General features: G+C 59.1%; 14 protein-coding genes. 10 read left to right on the top strand and 4 right to left on the bottom strand.

Features of this window, described 5'->3' with window-relative positions:
• The 4 genes from HCG46_RS13995 to pnp all read left to right on the top strand — a co-directional run bounded on the left by HCG46_RS13995 (position 1) and on the right by pnp (position 4491).
• Positions 1-477: a DUF4198 domain-containing protein gene (locus tag HCG46_RS13995; protein WP_139314051.1), complete on the top strand. Its 477-nt coding sequence runs from the start codon at positions 1-3 to the stop codon at positions 475-477.
• 108 nt (positions 478-585) lie between these two features.
• Positions 586-1530 carry a tRNA pseudouridine(55) synthase TruB gene (gene truB / locus HCG46_RS13990; protein ID WP_075281729.1) on the top strand — a complete coding sequence of 315 codons (945 nt, stop codon included), beginning with the start codon at positions 586-588 and terminating at the stop codon, positions 1528-1530.
• Positions 1531-1739: 209 nt separating this feature from the next.
• Complete coding sequence (gene rpsO / locus HCG46_RS13985; RefSeq protein ID WP_022999106.1) at positions 1740-2009, top strand: 30S ribosomal protein S15; 270 nt, start codon at positions 1740-1742, stop codon at positions 2007-2009.
• 352 nt (positions 2010-2361) lie between these two features.
• On the top strand, positions 2362-4491 hold the full coding sequence (gene pnp / locus HCG46_RS13980) for a polyribonucleotide nucleotidyltransferase (RefSeq protein ID WP_031268705.1): 2130 nt from the start codon (positions 2362-2364) through the stop codon (positions 4489-4491).
• Positions 4492-4573: 82 nt separating this feature from the next.
• Here pnp and HCG46_RS13975 read toward each other — a convergent pair whose 3' ends face one another.
• Entirely contained in the window at positions 4574-7330 is a 2757-nt protein-coding gene (locus HCG46_RS13975) for an EAL domain-containing protein (RefSeq protein WP_168686541.1), read from the bottom strand.
• Positions 7331-7830: 500 nt separating this feature from the next.
• On the opposite strand from HCG46_RS13975, the gene dapB reads away from it, so the two are divergent.
• The 6 genes from dapB to HCG46_RS13945 all read left to right on the top strand — a co-directional run bounded on the left by dapB (position 7831) and on the right by HCG46_RS13945 (position 13691).
• Complete coding sequence (gene dapB / locus HCG46_RS13970) at positions 7831-8643, top strand: 4-hydroxy-tetrahydrodipicolinate reductase (RefSeq protein ID WP_200863749.1); 813 nt, start codon at positions 7831-7833, stop codon at positions 8641-8643.
• Between the two features lie 29 nt (positions 8644-8672).
• Positions 8673-9293 carry a 2,3-bisphosphoglycerate-dependent phosphoglycerate mutase gene (locus HCG46_RS13965; protein WP_022999102.1) on the top strand — a complete coding sequence of 207 codons (621 nt, stop codon included), beginning with the start codon at positions 8673-8675 and terminating at the stop codon, positions 9291-9293.
• A gap of 275 nt (positions 9294-9568) precedes the next feature.
• Positions 9569-10492 (top strand): hypothetical protein, encoded by a 924-nt coding sequence (locus HCG46_RS13960; RefSeq protein ID WP_168686540.1) that lies wholly within the window; start codon positions 9569-9571, stop codon positions 10490-10492.
• Between the two features lie 14 nt (positions 10493-10506).
• Positions 10507-12492 carry a VWA domain-containing protein gene (locus HCG46_RS13955; protein WP_168686539.1) on the top strand — a complete coding sequence of 662 codons (1986 nt, stop codon included), beginning with the start codon at positions 10507-10509 and terminating at the stop codon, positions 12490-12492.
• Between the two features lie 179 nt (positions 12493-12671).
• The gene (locus HCG46_RS13950; RefSeq protein ID WP_168686538.1) at positions 12672-13166 is read left to right on the top strand and encodes a hypothetical protein; all 495 of its coding nucleotides are present in this window, start codon (positions 12672-12674) and stop codon (positions 13164-13166) included.
• A 132-nt stretch (positions 13167-13298) separates the two neighbouring features.
• Complete coding sequence (locus HCG46_RS13945) at positions 13299-13691, top strand: hypothetical protein (RefSeq protein ID WP_022999097.1); 393 nt, start codon at positions 13299-13301, stop codon at positions 13689-13691.
• Positions 13692-13734: 43 nt separating this feature from the next.
• Here the strand turns inward: HCG46_RS13945 and HCG46_RS13940 are convergent, their stop codons facing one another.
• The 3 genes from HCG46_RS13940 to HCG46_RS13930 all read right to left on the bottom strand — a co-directional run bounded on the left by HCG46_RS13940 (position 13735) and on the right by HCG46_RS13930 (position 17284).
• Complete coding sequence (locus HCG46_RS13940; protein WP_286185391.1) at positions 13735-15474, bottom strand: alpha/beta hydrolase; 1740 nt, start codon at positions 15472-15474, stop codon at positions 13735-13737.
• Positions 15475-15692: 218 nt separating this feature from the next.
• The gene (locus HCG46_RS13935; RefSeq protein WP_168686536.1) at positions 15693-16712 is read right to left on the bottom strand and encodes a DUF3137 domain-containing protein; all 1020 of its coding nucleotides are present in this window, start codon (positions 16710-16712) and stop codon (positions 15693-15695) included.
• Positions 16709-17284 carry a LemA family protein gene (locus HCG46_RS13930; RefSeq protein WP_168686535.1) on the bottom strand — a complete coding sequence of 192 codons (576 nt, stop codon included), beginning with the start codon at positions 17282-17284 and terminating at the stop codon, positions 16709-16711. The genes HCG46_RS13935 and HCG46_RS13930 overlap by 4 nt, the downstream gene beginning before the upstream one ends.
• Positions 17285-17333 lie beyond the last annotated feature (49 nt).

Raw genomic sequence — 17333 nt, 5'->3', positions numbered from 1 at the left:
ATGGCGCTCTTCAGAACTATCGCAGCAATCGCACTTGGTGCAGCGACCTCTGCATGTGTCGTGTTTCCCGTTCCACGCGTCCTCGCGCCTGAGGTTTCGGGCGTGCTGTTAAACGATGGTATGCCGGTTGCAAATGCAGAGATTGAGTTGGTGGCAGCATTGGCTCCATCAGACGCATCAAAAGATAACCCGCCAGGGTCAAGGCATGCAGTCACCAGAACGGATGCAGATGGCAAATTCAAAGTGGGGCCGCTGTCAGGAATCAAAACGGTTCATGTGTATGGCGACGAACTACTTGGGTACTATCTCGTTATCAGGGCTGGGAGCACCGAGTTGATAGGCTTCTCTGATAGTGGAACAGGAAGTGTCCCTTCAAAGATAAGTGGGGCATGCGACTTGGCGAAGGCGCATAAAGTTGGAAACCAGGTGACTTACTGTGACCACAACAGACTTGAAAAACTCGAGAATGATCGCTGACGAAAGCTGATGTCTTCAGGGTCTCGCTGTTGCGCATGGATGGTGGGGCCGACAGTCAGTGTTTCTTTTGTCGCCGTAAAACAATTGCAATCGTATTGAAACGCACTCATGGCACGCCAAAAACAATTCAAAAGAAAAAAGAACGCAATCAACGGATGGCTGGTGCTGGACAAGCCATATGGCATCTCCTCCAACGAGGCGCTTGGCAAGATCAAGCGGATCTTCTCGCCGGAAAAGGTCGGCCATGCCGGAACGCTTGATCCGCGCGCGTCCGGCCTCCTGCCGGTTGCCTTCGGCGAAGCCACGAAAACCGTGCCCTTCGTCATGGATGGCCGCAAGGTCTACCGTTTCGAGGTGACCTGGGGCGTGGAAACCAATACCGACGACACTGAAGGCGAAGCGGTTGCAACGTCCGACGTGCGGCCGAGTGCGGATGAAATCTCGGCAGTCCTTGGCGAGTTTGTCGGCACGATCATGCAGGTCCCGCCGAAATTCTCCGCCATCAAGGTTGCCGGTGAACGGGCATATGATTTGGCCCGCGACGGTGAGGAAGTCGAACTGGAAGCCCGCCCGATCGACGTGCACCGGCTGGATCTGGTTGAATGTCCGGATGAGAACCGCGCCGTCTTCGAGGCTGAATGCGGCAAGGGCACCTATGTGCGGGCCATCGCACGCGATCTCGGCCGCCGGCTCGGCAGCCGCGGTCACGTGACCGAGTTGCGCCGTTTGCTGGTCGGTCCGTTCGGCGAAGAGGACCTGATCGGGCTGGACGAAATCCAGGAAGCAGCCGAGGCGCTTGAGGAAGGCGCCGGCATTGAGGCTCTGGTCGAGGAGTTCGTTCTGCCGGTTCGCGAGGCGATGGACAATCTGATCGAGGTACCGGTTTCGCTCGATGACGCGGCCAGGATCCGCAAGGGCATGGCCGTGCTGCTGCGCGGCCGGGATGCTCCGCTCAACACGGAAGTCGCCTTTGCCAGCCACGCCAGCGTGCCGGTTGCCATCGGCTCAATTGACAAGGGCCGGTTCCAGCCGACCAGGGTGTTTCACCTGTAAATTCTGGTGTGGCGAAAAAACCTGAGAAACCTCTGGATTTTCGAAGGGTTTTCCGCCATATTCCGCCGCCATTGGGCACTGATGCCCAATTCGTCCGGAAGGATCCTTTGCTGAACGACATCTCGGCTCTGGAAACGTCCGGATCAGGCCGGTCTCCGGCATTTCAACGTGTCCGGTCAACGGACCCCACTCTTTGAAAGGAAAGAGCGATGTCGATTACTGCAGAGCGCAAAGCTGAGCTCATCAAGGAATACGCCATCAAAGAAGGCGACACCGGTTCCCCGGAAGTACAGGTCGCGATCCTCACCGAGCGGATCAACAACCTGACCGAACACTTCAAGGGTCATGGCAAGGATAACCACTCCCGCCGCGGTCTTCTGAAAATGGTTGCGCAGCGCCGGTCCCTTCTGGACTACACGCGCGGCAAGAGCGAAGAACGCTACAAGTCGCTGATCACGCGTCTTGGCATTCGCCGCTAAGAACTCAGAACCTGAAAGCGCGGTGGGTGAGAACCCGCCGCGTTTTTGTATTGCGTGACGGCATTTGCCGGACGCAGCTCTTGCGGGCAAAACACTGATCCACTTCGGGTCTTTGTTCCGCGAAAGAGCTTTGAGTGTTTCAAATTCGAGTGGAACGCTCTATAGAGACCTCGTGACACGTCATGGGGCAGGATTGCCGGCTTCTTTCCGTCTTGAGCCGAAAGCAGCTCGTCGTCTTGCCCGTGACCTGTCCGCCGGTAACCGGCCCATACGGGGCCGACCGGGAATGTGTCTGCCATGACCGTGCTGTACCGAAAGCAGCCAAAGGCAGGCAAAGCTGTAAGGACAGATGATGTTTGATATTCATCGTGTAGAAGTCGAGTGGGGCGGACGCCCGCTCGTCCTCGAAACGGGCAAGGTTGCCCGTCAGGCCGACGGCGCCGTCATGGCGACCTATGGCGAAACGAAGGTTCTGGCGACGGTTGTTTCCGCCAAGTCTCCGAAGCCGGGCCAGGATTTTTTCCCGCTCACCGTGAACTACCAGGAAAAGGCATTTGCCGCTGGTAAGATCCCGGGCGGCTACTTCAAGCGTGAAGGCCGTCCGTCGGAGCACGAGACGCTGACGTCCCGCCTGATCGACCGTCCGATCCGCCCGCTGTTCGCAGACGGCTACAAGAACGACACCCAGGTGGTCATCACCGTTCTGTCGCACGATCTGGAAAACGCTCCGGACATCCTGGCGATGGTGGCTTCTTCCGCTGCTCTGACCCTGTCGGGCGTTCCCTTCATGGGTCCGATCGGCGGCGCGCGCGTTGGCTACATCAACGGCGAATACGTGCTGAACCCGCTGGTCGACGACATGCCGGAATCCTCGCTGGATCTGGTTGTTGCCGGTACCAATGACGCCGTTCTGATGGTTGAATCCGAAGCCAAGGAACTGAACGAAGACATCATGCTCGGCGCTGTGATGTTCGGCCACAAGGGCTTCCAGCCGGTGATCGACGCGATCATCAAACTGGCTGAAACCGCTGCCAAGGAACCGCGCGAGCTGGTCCTGCCGGATCATTCCGAGCTGTTCGGCAAGGTCAAGGCTCTGGCCGAGGCCGAGCTTGTTGCCGCTTACAAGATCACGTCCAAGACCGACCGCAAGAACGCAGTCGACGCTGCCAAGGCGAAGGTCGTTGAAGCGCTGATCACCAACGCTGCCGAAGGCGAAGCCGTCGAAAGCACCGTTCTGGGCGAGCAGTTCAAGAAACTGGAAGCAGAAATCGTTCGTGGCGCGATCCTCGACACCGGCACCCGTATCGACGGACGTGACCTGTCGACCGTCCGTGCGATTTCTTCCGAAGTCGGCATTCTGCCGCGTGCGCACGGTTCCGCACTCTTCACCCGTGGTGAAACCCAGGGCCTGGTCGTTGCCACCCTCGGCACCGGCGAAGACGAGCAGTTCATCGATCTTCTGGAAGGCACCGTGAAGTCTCACTTCATGCTGCACTACAACTTCCCGCCTTACTCCGTCGGTGAAACCGGCCGCATGGGCTCCCCGGGACGCCGCGAAATCGGTCACGGCAAGCTGGCATGGCGTGCAATCAACCCGATGATGCCTCCGCATCACGAGTTCCCGTACACCGTCCGCGTCGTTTCCGAAGTCACCGAATCCAACGGGTCTTCTTCCATGGCAACCGTCTGCGGCACTTCGCTGTCGCTGATGGATGCCGGCGTTCCGCTGAAGGCACCGGTTGCCGGTATCGCCATGGGCCTGATCAAGGACGGCGACCGTTTTGCGGTTCTGTCCGACATTCTGGGCGATGAAGATCACCTCGGCGACATGGACTTCAAGGTCGCCGGTACCCAGGACGGCATCACCTCGCTGCAGATGGACATCAAGATCGACGGTATCACCGAAGAGATCATGAAGGTCGCTCTGGGTCAGGCCAAGGACGGCCGTATCCACATCCTCGGCGAAATGTCCAAGGCCATCACCGAGGCTCGTGCCGAGCTCGGCGAACATGCTCCGCGCATCGAAGTGATGAAGATCCCGGTCGACAAGATCCGTGAAGTCATCGGTTCGGGCGGCAAGGTCATCCGCGAAATCGTGGAAAAGACCGGCGCGAAGGTCAACATCGAAGACGACGGCACCGTCAAGATCGCATCTGCCGACGGCAAGGCGATCAAGGCTGCCGTCAACTGGATCAACTCCATCGCCGCTGAGCCGGAAGTGGGCATGATCTACGAAGGCACCGTCGTCAAATGCGTTGATTTCGGCGCATTCGTGAACTTCTTCGGTGCGAAGGACGGTCTGGTCCACATCTCCCAGCTGGCTCCGAAGAAAGTTGCCAAGGTCACCGACGTGATCAAGGAAGGCGACAAGGTTTGGGTCAAGCTCATGGGCTTCGACGAGCGCGGCAAGGTCCGCCTGTCCATGAAGGTTGTCGACCAGGAAACCGGCAAGGAAATCGAAAAGAAGGAAGAAGCTGAATAAGCTTCCGTCCGACTGACGCAAGATATGAAACGGGGACCGAAAGGTCCCCGTTTTTTGTTTGTCTTGAAGCGAGAAAGGCTGGTCAGCCGGCCCGGGCGGCAACTGAATCGACGCCGTTCATCTTGGCGAGATAGCGGTGGAAGTCGACGCCGGAAAGCGGGCGCGAAAAGCTGTACCCCTGGATGAGCGAGCAGCCGAAGGAATGGATCAGCTCACATTGTTCGTGCGTTTCGGCTCCCTCGCACACGACTTCGATATGCAGCGAGCCGGCCATTGAAATGATCGCCTGAACCAGTGCCTGGCCGTCCACATCCCGCTCCAGGCCCATGATGAAGGTCCGGTCGATTTTGAGCGTGTCGATCGGCAGGCGCTTCAGGTAGCTGAGCGACGAATAGCCGGTGCCGAAATCATCCAGGGAGATCTTGATGCCGAGGTTGCTGATGGCTTCCAGAATTTCGACCGGGTTGACGCGCTGGTCGTCGAACATCACGCTTTCGGTGACTTCCAGTTGCAGACGTGTCGGGTCCATGCCGGTCTCGTCGAGGATTTCTCTCAGCCGAGGCAGGAAATCCGCGTCCCTGCACTGGCGCGGCGAGATGTTGACGCTGATCCCGTCGAGCTGCAGGCCGTTACGGTTGCAGGACTGGAAGAATTCGCAGGCCTCGCGCAGCACCTGTTCACCAAGCGGCACGATGAGCCCACAGTCTTCGGCCACCTTGATGAATTCGGTCGGCGGAACGACGCCCAACTTGGGATCGGTCCAGCGTGCCAGGGTTTCGCAGCTCACCACGCGGTTCTTTTGATAGTCCATGATCGGCTGGAAATTCAGGTGCAGCTCACCCTTCTCGATGGCTTGCCGGAGGCAGATCTCGATCTGGCTTGCGCGGGCGGCCTGTTCATTCATACGCGTGGCAAAGAACCGGTAACTGGCACCGCTATCGGCCTTGGCCTGCAGCATGCTGGTGTCGGCCTGCATCAGCAGCGCTTCCTCGTGTGTGCCGTCGTGCGGACAGACGGTAATGCCGAGACTGCCGGCAAGCACGGCTTCATTGCCGTCTTCCAGTTCGATCGGGTCACCGATCGCCTTCAGAATGTCACGGGCGGTCTGTTCGATCTGCCAGCGGTCTTCCGGGTTCGACAGGATAATGGCGAATTCGTCGCCGCCCATGCGGGCCACGGTCTGGTCCGGACCAAGGGTCCTGGTCAGACGCGCAGCTACGGTTTCGATGACTTTGTCCCCGGCCTTGGGGCCATAGGTTTCGTTGACGGTCTTGAACCTGTCGAGGTCGAGGATCATCAGCGCCGTCAGGTCGCCCATATGTTTGCCGCGCTGGATGGCCTGGCGCAAACGGTCCATGAACAGACGCCGGTTCGGCAGACCGGTCAGAATGTCGAAGTTGGCATTCTTGGTTGCCAGTTCTTCCTGGCGCTTGCGCTCGCTGATGTCCGTGATGGTAGCGTAATAGGCGCGTTCCCCGCGCCATTCCGTCAACCGAACATGCTGCTCCAGCCATATGGTCTCTCCATCCTTGCGGATGCCCTTGACCTCATAGGCGCGCGGAGCGCCTTCGCCGTTTTCACGCATGTTGTAATAGCTGCGCAGCCGGCTGTGCTCTTCCGGCGCGTAGATCACCAGTGTGGGGGACTCGACAAGCTGCTCGGGTTCACCGGGGGCGTAACCGCACATTTTCAGCAGGGCGTCGTTCACATAAAGGATGCGATGATTGGCATGAACCAGCACGCCGTGCATCGAGCCGTCGATCATGTCCTTGAACTGGGCATCGCGGTCACGAACGGATTCAAACGCCGCCTGGAACATGGTCGCCAGTTTGTTGAATTCGAAGATCAGCCCGGGCGGCGGCGGCGACACCACCTTGTCCTGCCGCAGGCTCATCGCGTAGTTCAGCAGCCTGCCCAGGCCGGCCGTGGTGATGCGATTGACCAGAAGCGCAGCACCGATTGCCAGTATCGCGGTATAAAGCAGGAAAGGCGTGAACAGCTGGCTGTAGGTTTCCTCGACCTTTTGCAGGGTGTCCACGGGCTGCTTGATCACGGTCGCAAGCATGTGGCCGTCCAGACCCTGCATCAGCGGAGCAAAAACGAAAAGGTTCTCTCCGTTCAGCGCGTAATTGACGTCGTCAGGTGTAGCGTAGAGCCGTTCGGGAAGCACTTCCGTGGTCAGGTCGCCGATGCCCGCCACAACATCCTCATGGTGATAGAAGGCGATATCTTCCACCCGTAGCGCCTTGGCGAGGACACCCGGCAGGGAGAAGGAATCGGTGATAGTCGTCCCGCCATAAATCCTGCCGAGGACTCGGCCGGTATCGGGATCGAGAACCAGAACAGAGAGCGCTGCAGTGATCTGTATGGGATCGGAATCATGGTCCGCGTAAGTTACCCAGATGTCGGGCGGCATGGCCGCACGTATCTTCACCGGCAATTGGTGGCTCAGGTCGATCAGGCCGAGACTGCCGTTTACCCAGCCGTTTTCACCTGGAAGATCGATCAGGAGAATGTCCAGAACCGCGCTGGTCATACCTTCGGAAGCGCGTTCAATGATGACCTTGGCGGTCTCCTTGTCGTTGTCCAAAAGAGCCTGCCGGATATCCGGGTTGGCCGCGACCGCGCGGATCTGCGTTTCGAGTTTGTCCAGATGCTGGGTGAAGACGAGCCTTGCGAGTGTTGCCTTGGATTTCGCGCTGCGGGCAATTTCATGTTCGGCAATCGACAGGCTGCCAAGGTACGTAATCCAGAAGAGTGCGATCGCCGTTCCCATGAGGCCGAACGCAAACAGAGCCATGACAAGGCGGCTGAAGGGAATGGAAAAACTGGCCTTCAACGAAGCGCTCCTGAACCGGCGGGCATCATCTGACAGGATAATGGGACGTGACGGGAAGCAAGGCGGGGCGGGGTCCTTCTCGGTTGGAACAACAGGTTGTTGCTGGTCTTGCAAGTACAAGGCACCCGGCGGCGGGTATGGACAGCTTCGGGAAAAGACAGCTTGTGACGAACCGATGCGTCCATAAGCACAGTATCATGAAACCTGGTCCTCGTTTTGCAATTGTAAGAAAAAACACTTGCAGACTTAAACGTAACTGCTCGAGGTTTACCTTTGGTGAATTGGAATGGTGAAGATGTTGCGACTTTATTGTCAATTTAACTTGCTGTTCATTAATAATGTCGCGGTTGAATATGGTAATATTTGACAGGAGCCATTTCTATTTAGCGCTGCTGTCCTCTCGCATGATCGGGCGTTTGCCTCCCCCGGTGAAACTGGTATACCCCCATCGTGAAGTGAATTGGGGTCGATTGGCCTATTGAGGAAGACGGAGCCACTTGATGGGGCAGATGCGCTTGGTAGTCGTTGGAGCCGGTGGCCGAATGGGCCGGGCATTGACGCGGGCGGTCACGGAAACAACAGGTGCTACCGTCGTCGCGGCGATCGAACGCGAGGGCTCCGAGTTTCTTGGCAAGGATGTGGGCGACCTGGCTGGAACAGGTTCCTTGGGCGTTCCTGTCACCGACGATCCCTTGACCGCCTTTGCCGCCTCTGACGGCGTCCTGGATTTCACGGCGCCGGCGGCAAGCCTCTGGTTTGCCGAGCTGGCCGCGCAGGCTCGCATCGTCCATGTCATCGGCACCACCGGTTGGGCTGAAGGGCAGGACGAACCTCTGAAGGCAGCTGCCCGCCATGCCCGGATCGTCAAATCCGGAAACATGAGCCTGGGTGTCAATCTGCTGGCGAGCCTGGTGCGCAAGGCTGCCGCCGCGCTTGACGCGGATTTCGACATCGAGGTTCTGGAAATGCATCACAAGCACAAGGTGGATGCCCCCTCGGGCACGGCGCTGTTGCTTGGCGAAGCGGCTGCACAGGGCCGGGGCCTGGATCTGGCCGCCCATTCGGTCCGTTCGCGCGACGGTATCATGGACCCTCGCAAGACCGGCGACATAGGCTTTGCAACCCTGCGGGGCGGGTCGGTCATCGGGGAGCATTCAGTGATTTTTGCAGGTGAAGGCGAGCGCATCGAACTCACTCACCGGGCGGAAGACCGGCAACTGTTCGCCCGCGGGGCCGTCAAGGCGGCACTGTGGGGATTTGACCAGAAGCCCGGGTTTTATTCGATGGCCGATGTCCTCGGCCTGGATTCTTGAAGATACGCATTTAGCTTGAGGAGAATGGCATGGACCGCCTTCTTGTGCTTGTCCGTCACGGACAGAGCGACTGGAATTTGAAGAACCTGTTCACCGGCTGGAAAAACCCGGACCTGACCGAGCAGGGCGTGGCGGAGGCTCACAAGGCCGGCGAGCAGCTCAGGGATCTGAAGCTGTCCTTCGACGTTGCTTTCACCTCCGATCTGTCGCGTGCACAGAAGACGCTGGACATCATCCTGGAAGAACTGGGCCAGACCGGCCTTGAAACCTTCAAGGATCAGGCTCTCAACGAGCGTGACTACGGTGACATCACCGGCATGAACAAGGACGAAGCGCGCGAGAAGTTCGGCGAAGAGCAGGTCCATATCTGGCGCCGCTCCTACGACATTCCGCCTCCGGGCGGTGAAAGCCTGAAGATGACCGCAGAGCGCGTTCTGCCTTACTACAAGTCGGAAATTCTGCCGCGCGTCCTGGCTGGCAGCCGCACGATCGTTGCCGCGCACGGCAACTCGCTGCGGTCGCTGATCATGGATCTGGAAGATCTTTCACCGGAAGAAATCCTGAAGCGTGAACTGGGCACCGGAACGCCGATCATCTATCGCCTCGATGAAAACGGCGGCGTGGTCAGCGTCCAGGATCTCGCCGACTGAGACCAGTCTGCATTGCCGAAATTCATGTCCCGCTGCTTCCAGGAGGCAGCGGGACTTGTTTTTGAAAGGCAGCCCGCCAGGTGCCTGCGTTGCCCGCGGCGTTATCGAATGAGCCTTTGAAGCGGGCATGTACCGTCTGCAATCCCCCGGCAATTTCTTTGCAAAAACAGTCCTGAATAGTGATTTGCATTCAGTGTCTCTCCCATTTGAGGGAGGGCCGATCTGCCACGCCTCTATAGGCTTCCAGCCGTCGACCACGGTTGGAGCATTTTTAGATGGCCGTATGCACGAAAGTTTCTTCCCGCTTGCAGAAGCTGGCGCGCAGATCAGGAAAATCGGGACGTTCGCTATTTCAGGCAACTGCAGTTTTTCTGCTCGGCGCGGTTTCGGCGCAGGCCCAGACAAACCTGACAGCTGAAGAACAGGCCAGGCTGGCCGCAGCCGACGGCGGCCTGGCACCGACTGCCACCGCGATCGAACTTCCCTTTGAAGAGCCGTTTGACGGCAAGGATCTGGCCGGGCACTGGCAAATCCTGAATGCTGACAAGGACTCCTTCGTTGTAGAGAACGGCATCCTGCTTGCGCTCACGAGCGGCGGCAAGAACAGTCTGCGAAATGCGGATACGAGCAACATCTTCGAGCTGCAAGGCGTGCCGCCTGAGGGAGACTTCGATCTTGCTATCAAGGGCAAGCTCGATCCGAAAACCGGTTACGACGAAGTCTGGCTGGGACTTCGGGAAAGTCCGGACAATTTTATTGCAGCCCATCTTTATGTGCTCACCAAGGGGTGCGGTCCTGCACTGTTCCTGCGGACTGTCGCCAATCAGCCGGTAATGCCGGAAGGCGAGCCGGTTTTGACCGCCGCCAACCACAGCCTGTTTGACGGTCCCATCATCAAGTCCGTTTGCGACAAGGCCGGCCGGCCCCTCGGGGATCAGATCTTGTCGAACCTGTTTGCAGAAGGTTTTGAGCTGACCCTCTCCAGAAGAGGGTTGCGCTACCGGACCTCCCTGACATTGACCGTTCCGGACAGAGGGGCGCAAAAGCCCGCCGGTCTCGAGACCATTCACACCAACTGGATTGCCCGCATGGCGCCTTTCGGCAAACCGGTTTTCCTGCTTGGCCAGGGCAGCCGCGCCGGCAGCGGTGAAACGCTGGCCGAGTTCGACCACTTCAGCATCCGCCGTCCGCAACAATGAGCCCGGAGTTTCCCATGTCTGCTCTTCCCACTCGGGCGCGCGTACTGCGGCTCGTGGTTCCTTTCTCGCTCGCCCTTTGTGCAGCTTTACCTTCTCATGCTCAGCAAGGTGATGTCGCCGCCGCAGAGAACCTCGTGCGGCTGTTTTATGCCGAACATTCCAAGCGGTTCAACGACGGCGATACGCCGCTCCTGAACGACGCTCCGGCCGCAAAGGAGTTCCTCGTCGACGGCCTCGTGCAAGGGGAGCTTCAGGGGATTTTGCAATTCGATCCGGTCTATGATGCACAGGACGCGAGCATTTCCGATCTCAGCATTCAGCCCGATCCGGACGCACCCCTCTTGCAGGGCGCTGCCCGGATAAAGGTGACTTTTACCAACTTCGGAATGCCGATCCGGCACATCTACACGCTGATAACCGTGCCGGACGGTTCCTGGCAGATCAACGACATCTATTCCGAAACAAACGACTGGTCGTTGTCTGATCTCCTGCAGTCCGCCGGTGTGGACATCAGATCGGATCCAGGTTCCGAGATCACGCTCAAGGGCAGTTCAGCGGCCGGGTCCACCGTTGGATCGGGGCAGACACAGGCTGCAAACGGCGGAGACGCGGTAATACCCGGCATGGAAGAAGGGGACCTTCCCGGAAACGGCCTGTCCTCTGAAGGGAGCGACCTTCTGTTCGTTCTGGACGGTTCAGGCTCCATGTGGGGGCAGGTCGACGGTGTTGCCAAGATCACCACTGCGAAGCAGGCGCTGACAGGCCTTATCGGTGACCTGCCGGCTCAGACCAACGTCGGCCTCATGGCCTACGGACACCGCCGGGAGGGGGATTGCGGAGACACCGAGATCCTGTATCCGGTTTCCAACTTCGATACCGAACGTCTGAAGCCGGTTATCGACGCGATTACGCCTCGTGGAAAAACCCCCATCGCAGCCGCCCTGCAACAGGCGGCTTCCGCCATGCCCGCCTCCAACCGGCCGGCAAACGTGCTTCTGATTTCAGACGGGCTGGAAACCTGCGGCGGTGACCCATGCGCCGCGGCGAAGGCATTGGCCGAGCGCGGTATCAACACCCGCGTCCATGTGGTCGGGTTTGACCTGACGCAGGAGGAGAACCAGGCCCTTCAGTGCATCGCCGAAAATGGCGGCGGCAACTATTACGCCGCCAACAATGCCGAAAGCTTCACCGAGGCCGTCAAGCAGGCTGTCGCGGACACAGGCAAGGCAGCGGAACCTCCCGCACCGGCGCCGGAAGCCGAAGAGGTCGTTCCGGCCAGCACCCTTGTGTTTGAGGAAACGTTTGACGGCCCGGAGCTGGCAGCCAGCTGGCAGACACTGAATGGAACCGACAGGCTGGCCAGGTTTACCGGAAGCGGCACCCTGTTTGTCTCCGCACTGGGGGGCGACACGATCTACGACAACAAGAACGCGCTGAACCGCCTCGTTCTTGACGAGCCGCTGCCTGACGGTGATTTCGACCTGAGTCTCAAGTTCAAGCTGCATGAACAAAGCGGTCATGAAAGCGTATCGTTGTCGCTGCTGGAGGATACGAACAACCAGATTGGCGCAATGGCCTGGATCTGGACAAAAGGCTGCGGTTCTTATCTGAACCTGTCCTTGACCCGCCTCTCCGGAGATCCCGAAGGCAAGCCTGAAGTCTCGCGTTTCGATGTCAATCTGTTCGGCAAGCAGATCGTCAAGACCGTGTGCGACAAGGCGGGCAGGGCCTATGGCAACAAGGTTCTGGAATCGCTTTCGACCGATGGTGCTCTGCTGCGTCTGAAACGGCGAGGACGTGCGCTCTCCGCTGCCATCGAACTGGAATTGCCCGCTGCTGACGGTCAGGAGGGCGGCCCCTACGTTCTTGAGACCGATCCGGTTACCGTGCTGCGCCTTGCCGGCAAGCCGAGCGTGCTCGCCGGTCAGTGGAACAAGGCAAAGTCGCAAGAGAGCCATTTCGAGTTCGACAGGTTTGCAATCGAGCTGGTTTCGCAATGAGGATTCGTCCTCGCCGTGCTTGTCTGGCCTTTGTAATCCCCTGGTTCCTGTTGGAAGCGGTTTTCGCGCAAGGTCCCGGCGTCCAGGCCCCAGGGGTCGAAGACCTCGCTTGTGCGGCGGGATATGGCTGCCAAGGCGTTTCGTCTTCGCAATGCGACGTCCTGGCGATGCTGGGCTTGATGACGACGGGAGAGGCCCGGGACCTGTTCGCCCAGGCTTATCCCGCACGGTTTACGGAGGTGGCAAGAAACGTAGCCTTGCCACCATCCGAATGCTTGCAGGCTGCCGGTTCCGGTATAGGCATCGGCGCGGGCAGCCTTTCAAATTCGGGTACCGAGGACACCGGCGCATCGCCGAATGACAGCGGTGCACAAGCCTTGCCCGACTTCGCAAGTCTCGACGGATTTTCCGAGACACCATGTCCGGGCAATGTGTCCGTCGATCCGATCTTCGTGCAGGGGCAACCGGACATCCGGGTGCTCGCCTGTTTCAAGGGAGCGGACAATCGCTACAGCGAATGCGGCAAGGCACCCGCCCGTGCCTATTGTTTGAAATTCGGTCTGCCGGACGTTGCCTGCTTCGGCGACATCAAGCTCGTCGGCAAGGCCGCCACTGTCGACGCCTATTGTGAAACCGGCGAGTGTCCCGCTTTTGGTTTCGTTGTCTGCAAATAAGCGCCGTCCGGTGCCGGAACCGCATCGATGCTCACCCAAATGGGAGAGGCTTCAGCCGGATCGAAACGTCAGTCTTGCGTCATCGACATGTCTCGCCAACAAGACCGGAGACTGAAAATGCGGAAGATTTGGATGATACTTTTTCTGGCACTGGGGACGAGTTTCCTGCTGCCAACCTTTTCGGCGCAGGCCAAAACGATCTGCACGATCCAGGCGGAGAGCGCTTTCAGCAAGGGTCACAAGACCCGGGCCGGTGCCGAGGCAAGAGCCTGGGTAAACTGGCAAGGCAAGATGAGGAACAGCCATGGCCGCCGGTTTGCCGTTTCCATGGCCCGGGTGACAAAAGGCTATCCCAAGTTCGATGGCACCCGGTTTAACCACAGGGTGGTGGTTCGCGCCCAGGGTTGCTACGTCAAAGGCGTTTCCTGCCTCACCGGCACCGGGATCACCCCTTCCTGCGAGTGCCAGAGCGACCGTCGCGCCGCCTTGAAGCAGGGATGTTCCGTCTACGCCGCTGGCAGGTGACAGGCGGTAGGAATACTTCCCGAATGGAATGCGTGCGGACGGTCTATTTCAACCAGCCGACAGGCCCGGCCATCAGCCGGGCCACAAGCTCCGACTGACTGTGCACGCCGATCTTCTGGAAACTCTTTTTAAGATGCCCGCGTGCCGTGCTGACCAGAATTCCCTGGTTGTCTGCAATCTGGTCCAGCGATCGTCCTTCGGCGATCTCGAGGGCAATCTCCGCTTCCTTGCCGGTCAGGCCATAGGCCAGTTCGATCAGGGTCTTTCGGGTTTCGGAGGTGTCTTCGCCGGTCTGCACCCTCAACAACAACAAGCTGGCAGGCCCGTGCCTCTGAAGGCTGGTCTGTTTGAGGGCGGCAGGAAAAAACTGAAAGCCGACAGGCTTGCCCTCATGGACAATCAGTCTTTCCCCGTTCTGGCGAGAAATGACTGCCGCTTCGTTTTCTGCCAGCAGCGACTTTACCCGCGCCTTCGCGGTTTCTTGAATTTGACAAGCGTCGTCCTGCGGCAACAGGCCCGAGAGCGAAGTTTCGAAGGCGCCGTTGCAATGCAGGAGGTCGTTTTGCCTGTCCAGCAGGGCAACACCGATCTGCAGCCGCTCGATCACGCTTTCCAGAAGAACGCCGAGCGTCGCGCTCATCATGACCTGCTTGTTCAGGTTGAACGCCCGTTCCCAGTGCGGCATCAGCCGGCTGATGCGCTCGTGCAGTTCTTCCTCGTTGACGTTCCCGGAGAGTTCTGCCTCATGGATCATCCGGTAGATGATTTCCGTCCATCGGCTGTCGTCGTCGATGGCGTTGTAACAGAGCTCGACAAGTTCATCCGGCTCCAGCTGCCGTGCGCCGGTTTCGCTGATCCGGTTGAGGATGTCCGAGGCAAGCTCTTCCACGCCGACTTCCCTGATATCGGCCTCAGGGCGTCTGTTTTTCTGGACCCAGTCCAGGATCCGTCCGCTGATCGAGAATTTGTCCTCTTCCAGAAACAGCGCCGACCGGGCTCCGTCGACACGTTCGGAGGCAACGTCCTCAATGCCAATCCGCGACAGGAAGCGCTCGATGGGCGGCAGGAAACCGCCGTCGCGGAGCATTGCATCTTCGCCGCCGAAGACGACAAGGCACCGCGTGCCCGGTTTCATCTGAGCGTCACGCGGCCACGACCACGCACTGAGCATGCCTTCGAAGATCTGCTTCCAATATGCGGGTGTCGGTGTCGGCCAGCCGTGCGGGTCTTCCAGGACCTGCTGAATGACGCGGTGATCCGTACTCATGACATCAGCAAGGTGCCTGCGATCCTTCAGGTGCGCGCCAAGGAAGGAATAGAGATGGTGCAGGGTCTGTTCGTCGGGCGTATCCGCGCCTTTCAGGCGGATTCGAACCTCGGAAAAAGTCTTGCCGAACAACGCCAGCGTCTTCTGGTTGGGCGGCGGCGAGATGAACACGATGTGCCGGGCAAGGTCCGGCCAGGTCTTCATGACTTCCAAGGTCAGCAGGGCGGTGATATTGGGAACGACGATCAACCGGTCCTGCCAGGGCGTGTCCTCAAAGCTCCGCTCCAGCAGGTGCCGCATGTCTTCTACAGCGGATTTCCAGCCGTCTCGCGGATCCAGGTGCCCGGCAACCGAGGTCTTGTCGAAACTCTTGCCGTGTCCCCGGATATCACCGGAGTGGACGTCCCAGCCGGAGGCGCGGAATCCCGCTGCGAGTGGCTGCAGCATTCCTGAATGCGTTGGTTGGCTGTGGCCCAGGAAAACGGTTCTTTTTCCCGAATAGAGACGGCGCGTCATGTTGACGGGCCAATGACGGTAATAAAGCGAAGGCCCGTCAGGTCTCGGTAGGTATTTTGCTTCCATGCGCAGATCTCGTCTCAGAACCACATCTGCCCAATGTGTCAAAAGTCCCCTTGCAGACGCCCGCCGCGAGACTGCAGCAGAAAGCCGCCGTTGCAAATCTATGAAAATCCATAGGGTCTGGCTGCAAAAGCGGCGTTTCATGCCGAGTGCCCCTATTCGACGGTATTCTTGAGAGAGAACTTTGCGGCCTCGAACTCGGTGAGCAGGTCGGCGAGATGTGCATCGACCCGGTCCGGGTGCGCGTTGGCGCCGACAAGCTTGTCCTGTGCCAGAAAGAACAGGACATCGTCGTCAATTACGAAGCCGACAGTATGATACCGCTCAAGCAGATCGAGCAGGGTGGTCTGAGTAGCAGGCGTCAGGATGCTGAGAACGGCAAGGTCCGCATCCGCTCCGACATCGTTTGAACAGGAGACATGGAATGCCTCGTTGAAGGCGATGGACTCCGTCTTGACGTCCCGATCCAGAGGGCCCTTGTGGAAGAGGTTCTCCGGTCGCACTGCGGCCCGGACGCCTGTCTTGCGGTCAAGTTTATAAGCTCCCAAAAGGGAGTAGAACACGCCGAAGCCCCCTCTGCCGCCACGGGCGTCACGCCTCAGGGCAGGGTTCGCCGCAAGGCCGGCTTCCATTTCCATGGCACCGATTGCGACCCAGAACGGCAATCCGTCGCTGCTGCTTGTGCCCCAGAATTCGCCATCGAATTGGGCACCGACAAAGGATCCGACCTGAAGCCTGGTCAGTTCGGGGACGCGGTCTTCCACGGCAAGCGCCCTTTCGGATTTGACCAGGCGCGTTCGGCGATCCGCGCCGTCCGATGTCATGACGGTGCCGAATTCGCGCACGCGCTCCATGAGCTTGCCGGTGTAGCTCCAGCCTTTCCTGTGTGCGAGTTCGACCCGGCGCTTCAACTGTCGGCCGTCCCTGTTTTCAAGCTCCCCCGCCAGAAACATGAGCGCGAACATCACGGTCGTGACCGCAACAGGCACAAACGGAAAGCCGTCCGTCCAGAAGCCCTGCACCATGGTCCACAAAAGGGCAAGGATCGCCCCTATCGGCAGCATGCGCCGGACCGGAGCAGGCAGAACAACACCTGATCGGATGTCGGAGACGTCGGGAGTCTCCACGGAGATTTCACCCTTGATCGGGTCCCAGTGCGTGACGCGCCCACTCATGACGGCGCTCTTGTCAGGTCGATTGGCGGTACGGCTTCAGCGGATTTCAATTGGTCTGCATCGAGTGCGAAAAACGCTGCCCGTTCGAAGCCGAGGAGCGAGCCGACCCAACACGAAGGGATGGCATCCAGCAGCGTGTTGTAGCGATCCACATTGCCGTTATAGAGCCGGCGCGCGGCACTGATCTGGTCTTCAGTTTCCTCCAGCTGTTTTTGCAGTTGAAGGATGTTTTCCGTCGAAGTCACATCAGGATGATGTTCCGCGTAGCCAAGGAAGGTGCTCAGCCCCGCGGTCAGGTCGCCTTCGGCCCGTTCGATATCTTCCAGGCTGCCCTGCCGAACCGCAATCGCCTTCTCCCGCACGTCCAGAAGACGGTCGAAGACATGGTTTTCCTGACGGATGGCGGAGCGGACCGCACTCACCAGCCCGGGAACAAGGTCATGCCGCCGCTTGAGTTGAACCTGAATGCCCGAACGCCCGTTCGCAACGGCATTTCTGGCCGCTGCCAGGCGATTCTGCAGGTAGACGAACCCGCCAAGGCTCATGATCAGTAGGATGAAAAGCGTCGTCATGCATGTCTCCGGAAAACCCATGTCCGGAAGACAACAGAACAGTTGGGGT

The organism is Labrenzia sp. PO1, assembly GCF_012273635.1.
GTDB lineage: Bacteria > Pseudomonadota > Alphaproteobacteria > Rhizobiales > Stappiaceae > Roseibium > Roseibium algicola.
Note: the sequence above shows the minus strand (reverse complement) of the source record. Positions and strands in the feature narration are given on the sequence as shown.

What these genes read in the sequence shown, in the direction of transcription:
- HCG46_RS13995 (WP_139314051.1), top strand. Translation starts at nt 1, where the DNA reads ATGGCGCTCTTCAGAACTATCGCAGCAATCGCACTTGGTGCAGCGACC.
- truB (WP_075281729.1), top strand. Translation starts at nt 586, where the DNA reads ATGGCACGCCAAAAACAATTCAAAAGAAAAAAGAACGCAATCAACGGA.
- rpsO (WP_022999106.1), top strand. Translation starts at nt 1,740, where the DNA reads ATGTCGATTACTGCAGAGCGCAAAGCTGAGCTCATCAAGGAATACGCC.
- pnp (WP_031268705.1), top strand. Translation starts at nt 2,362, where the DNA reads ATGTTTGATATTCATCGTGTAGAAGTCGAGTGGGGCGGACGCCCGCTC.
- dapB (WP_200863749.1), top strand. Translation starts at nt 7,831, where the DNA reads ATGGGGCAGATGCGCTTGGTAGTCGTTGGAGCCGGTGGCCGAATGGGC.
- HCG46_RS13965 (WP_022999102.1), top strand. Translation starts at nt 8,673, where the DNA reads ATGGACCGCCTTCTTGTGCTTGTCCGTCACGGACAGAGCGACTGGAAT.
- HCG46_RS13960 (WP_168686540.1), top strand. Translation starts at nt 9,569, where the DNA reads ATGGCCGTATGCACGAAAGTTTCTTCCCGCTTGCAGAAGCTGGCGCGC.
- HCG46_RS13955 (WP_168686539.1), top strand. Translation starts at nt 10,507, where the DNA reads ATGTCTGCTCTTCCCACTCGGGCGCGCGTACTGCGGCTCGTGGTTCCT.
- HCG46_RS13950 (WP_168686538.1), top strand. Translation starts at nt 12,672, where the DNA reads ATGACGACGGGAGAGGCCCGGGACCTGTTCGCCCAGGCTTATCCCGCA.
- HCG46_RS13945 (WP_022999097.1), top strand. Translation starts at nt 13,299, where the DNA reads ATGATACTTTTTCTGGCACTGGGGACGAGTTTCCTGCTGCCAACCTTT.
- HCG46_RS13940 (WP_286185391.1), bottom strand. Translation starts at nt 15,474, where the DNA reads ATGACGCGCCGTCTCTATTCGGGAAAAAGAACCGTTTTCCTGGGCCAC.
- HCG46_RS13935 (WP_168686536.1), bottom strand. Translation starts at nt 16,712, where the DNA reads ATGAGTGGGCGCGTCACGCACTGGGACCCGATCAAGGGTGAAATCTCC.
- HCG46_RS13930 (WP_168686535.1), bottom strand. Translation starts at nt 17,284, where the DNA reads ATGACGACGCTTTTCATCCTACTGATCATGAGCCTTGGCGGGTTCGTC.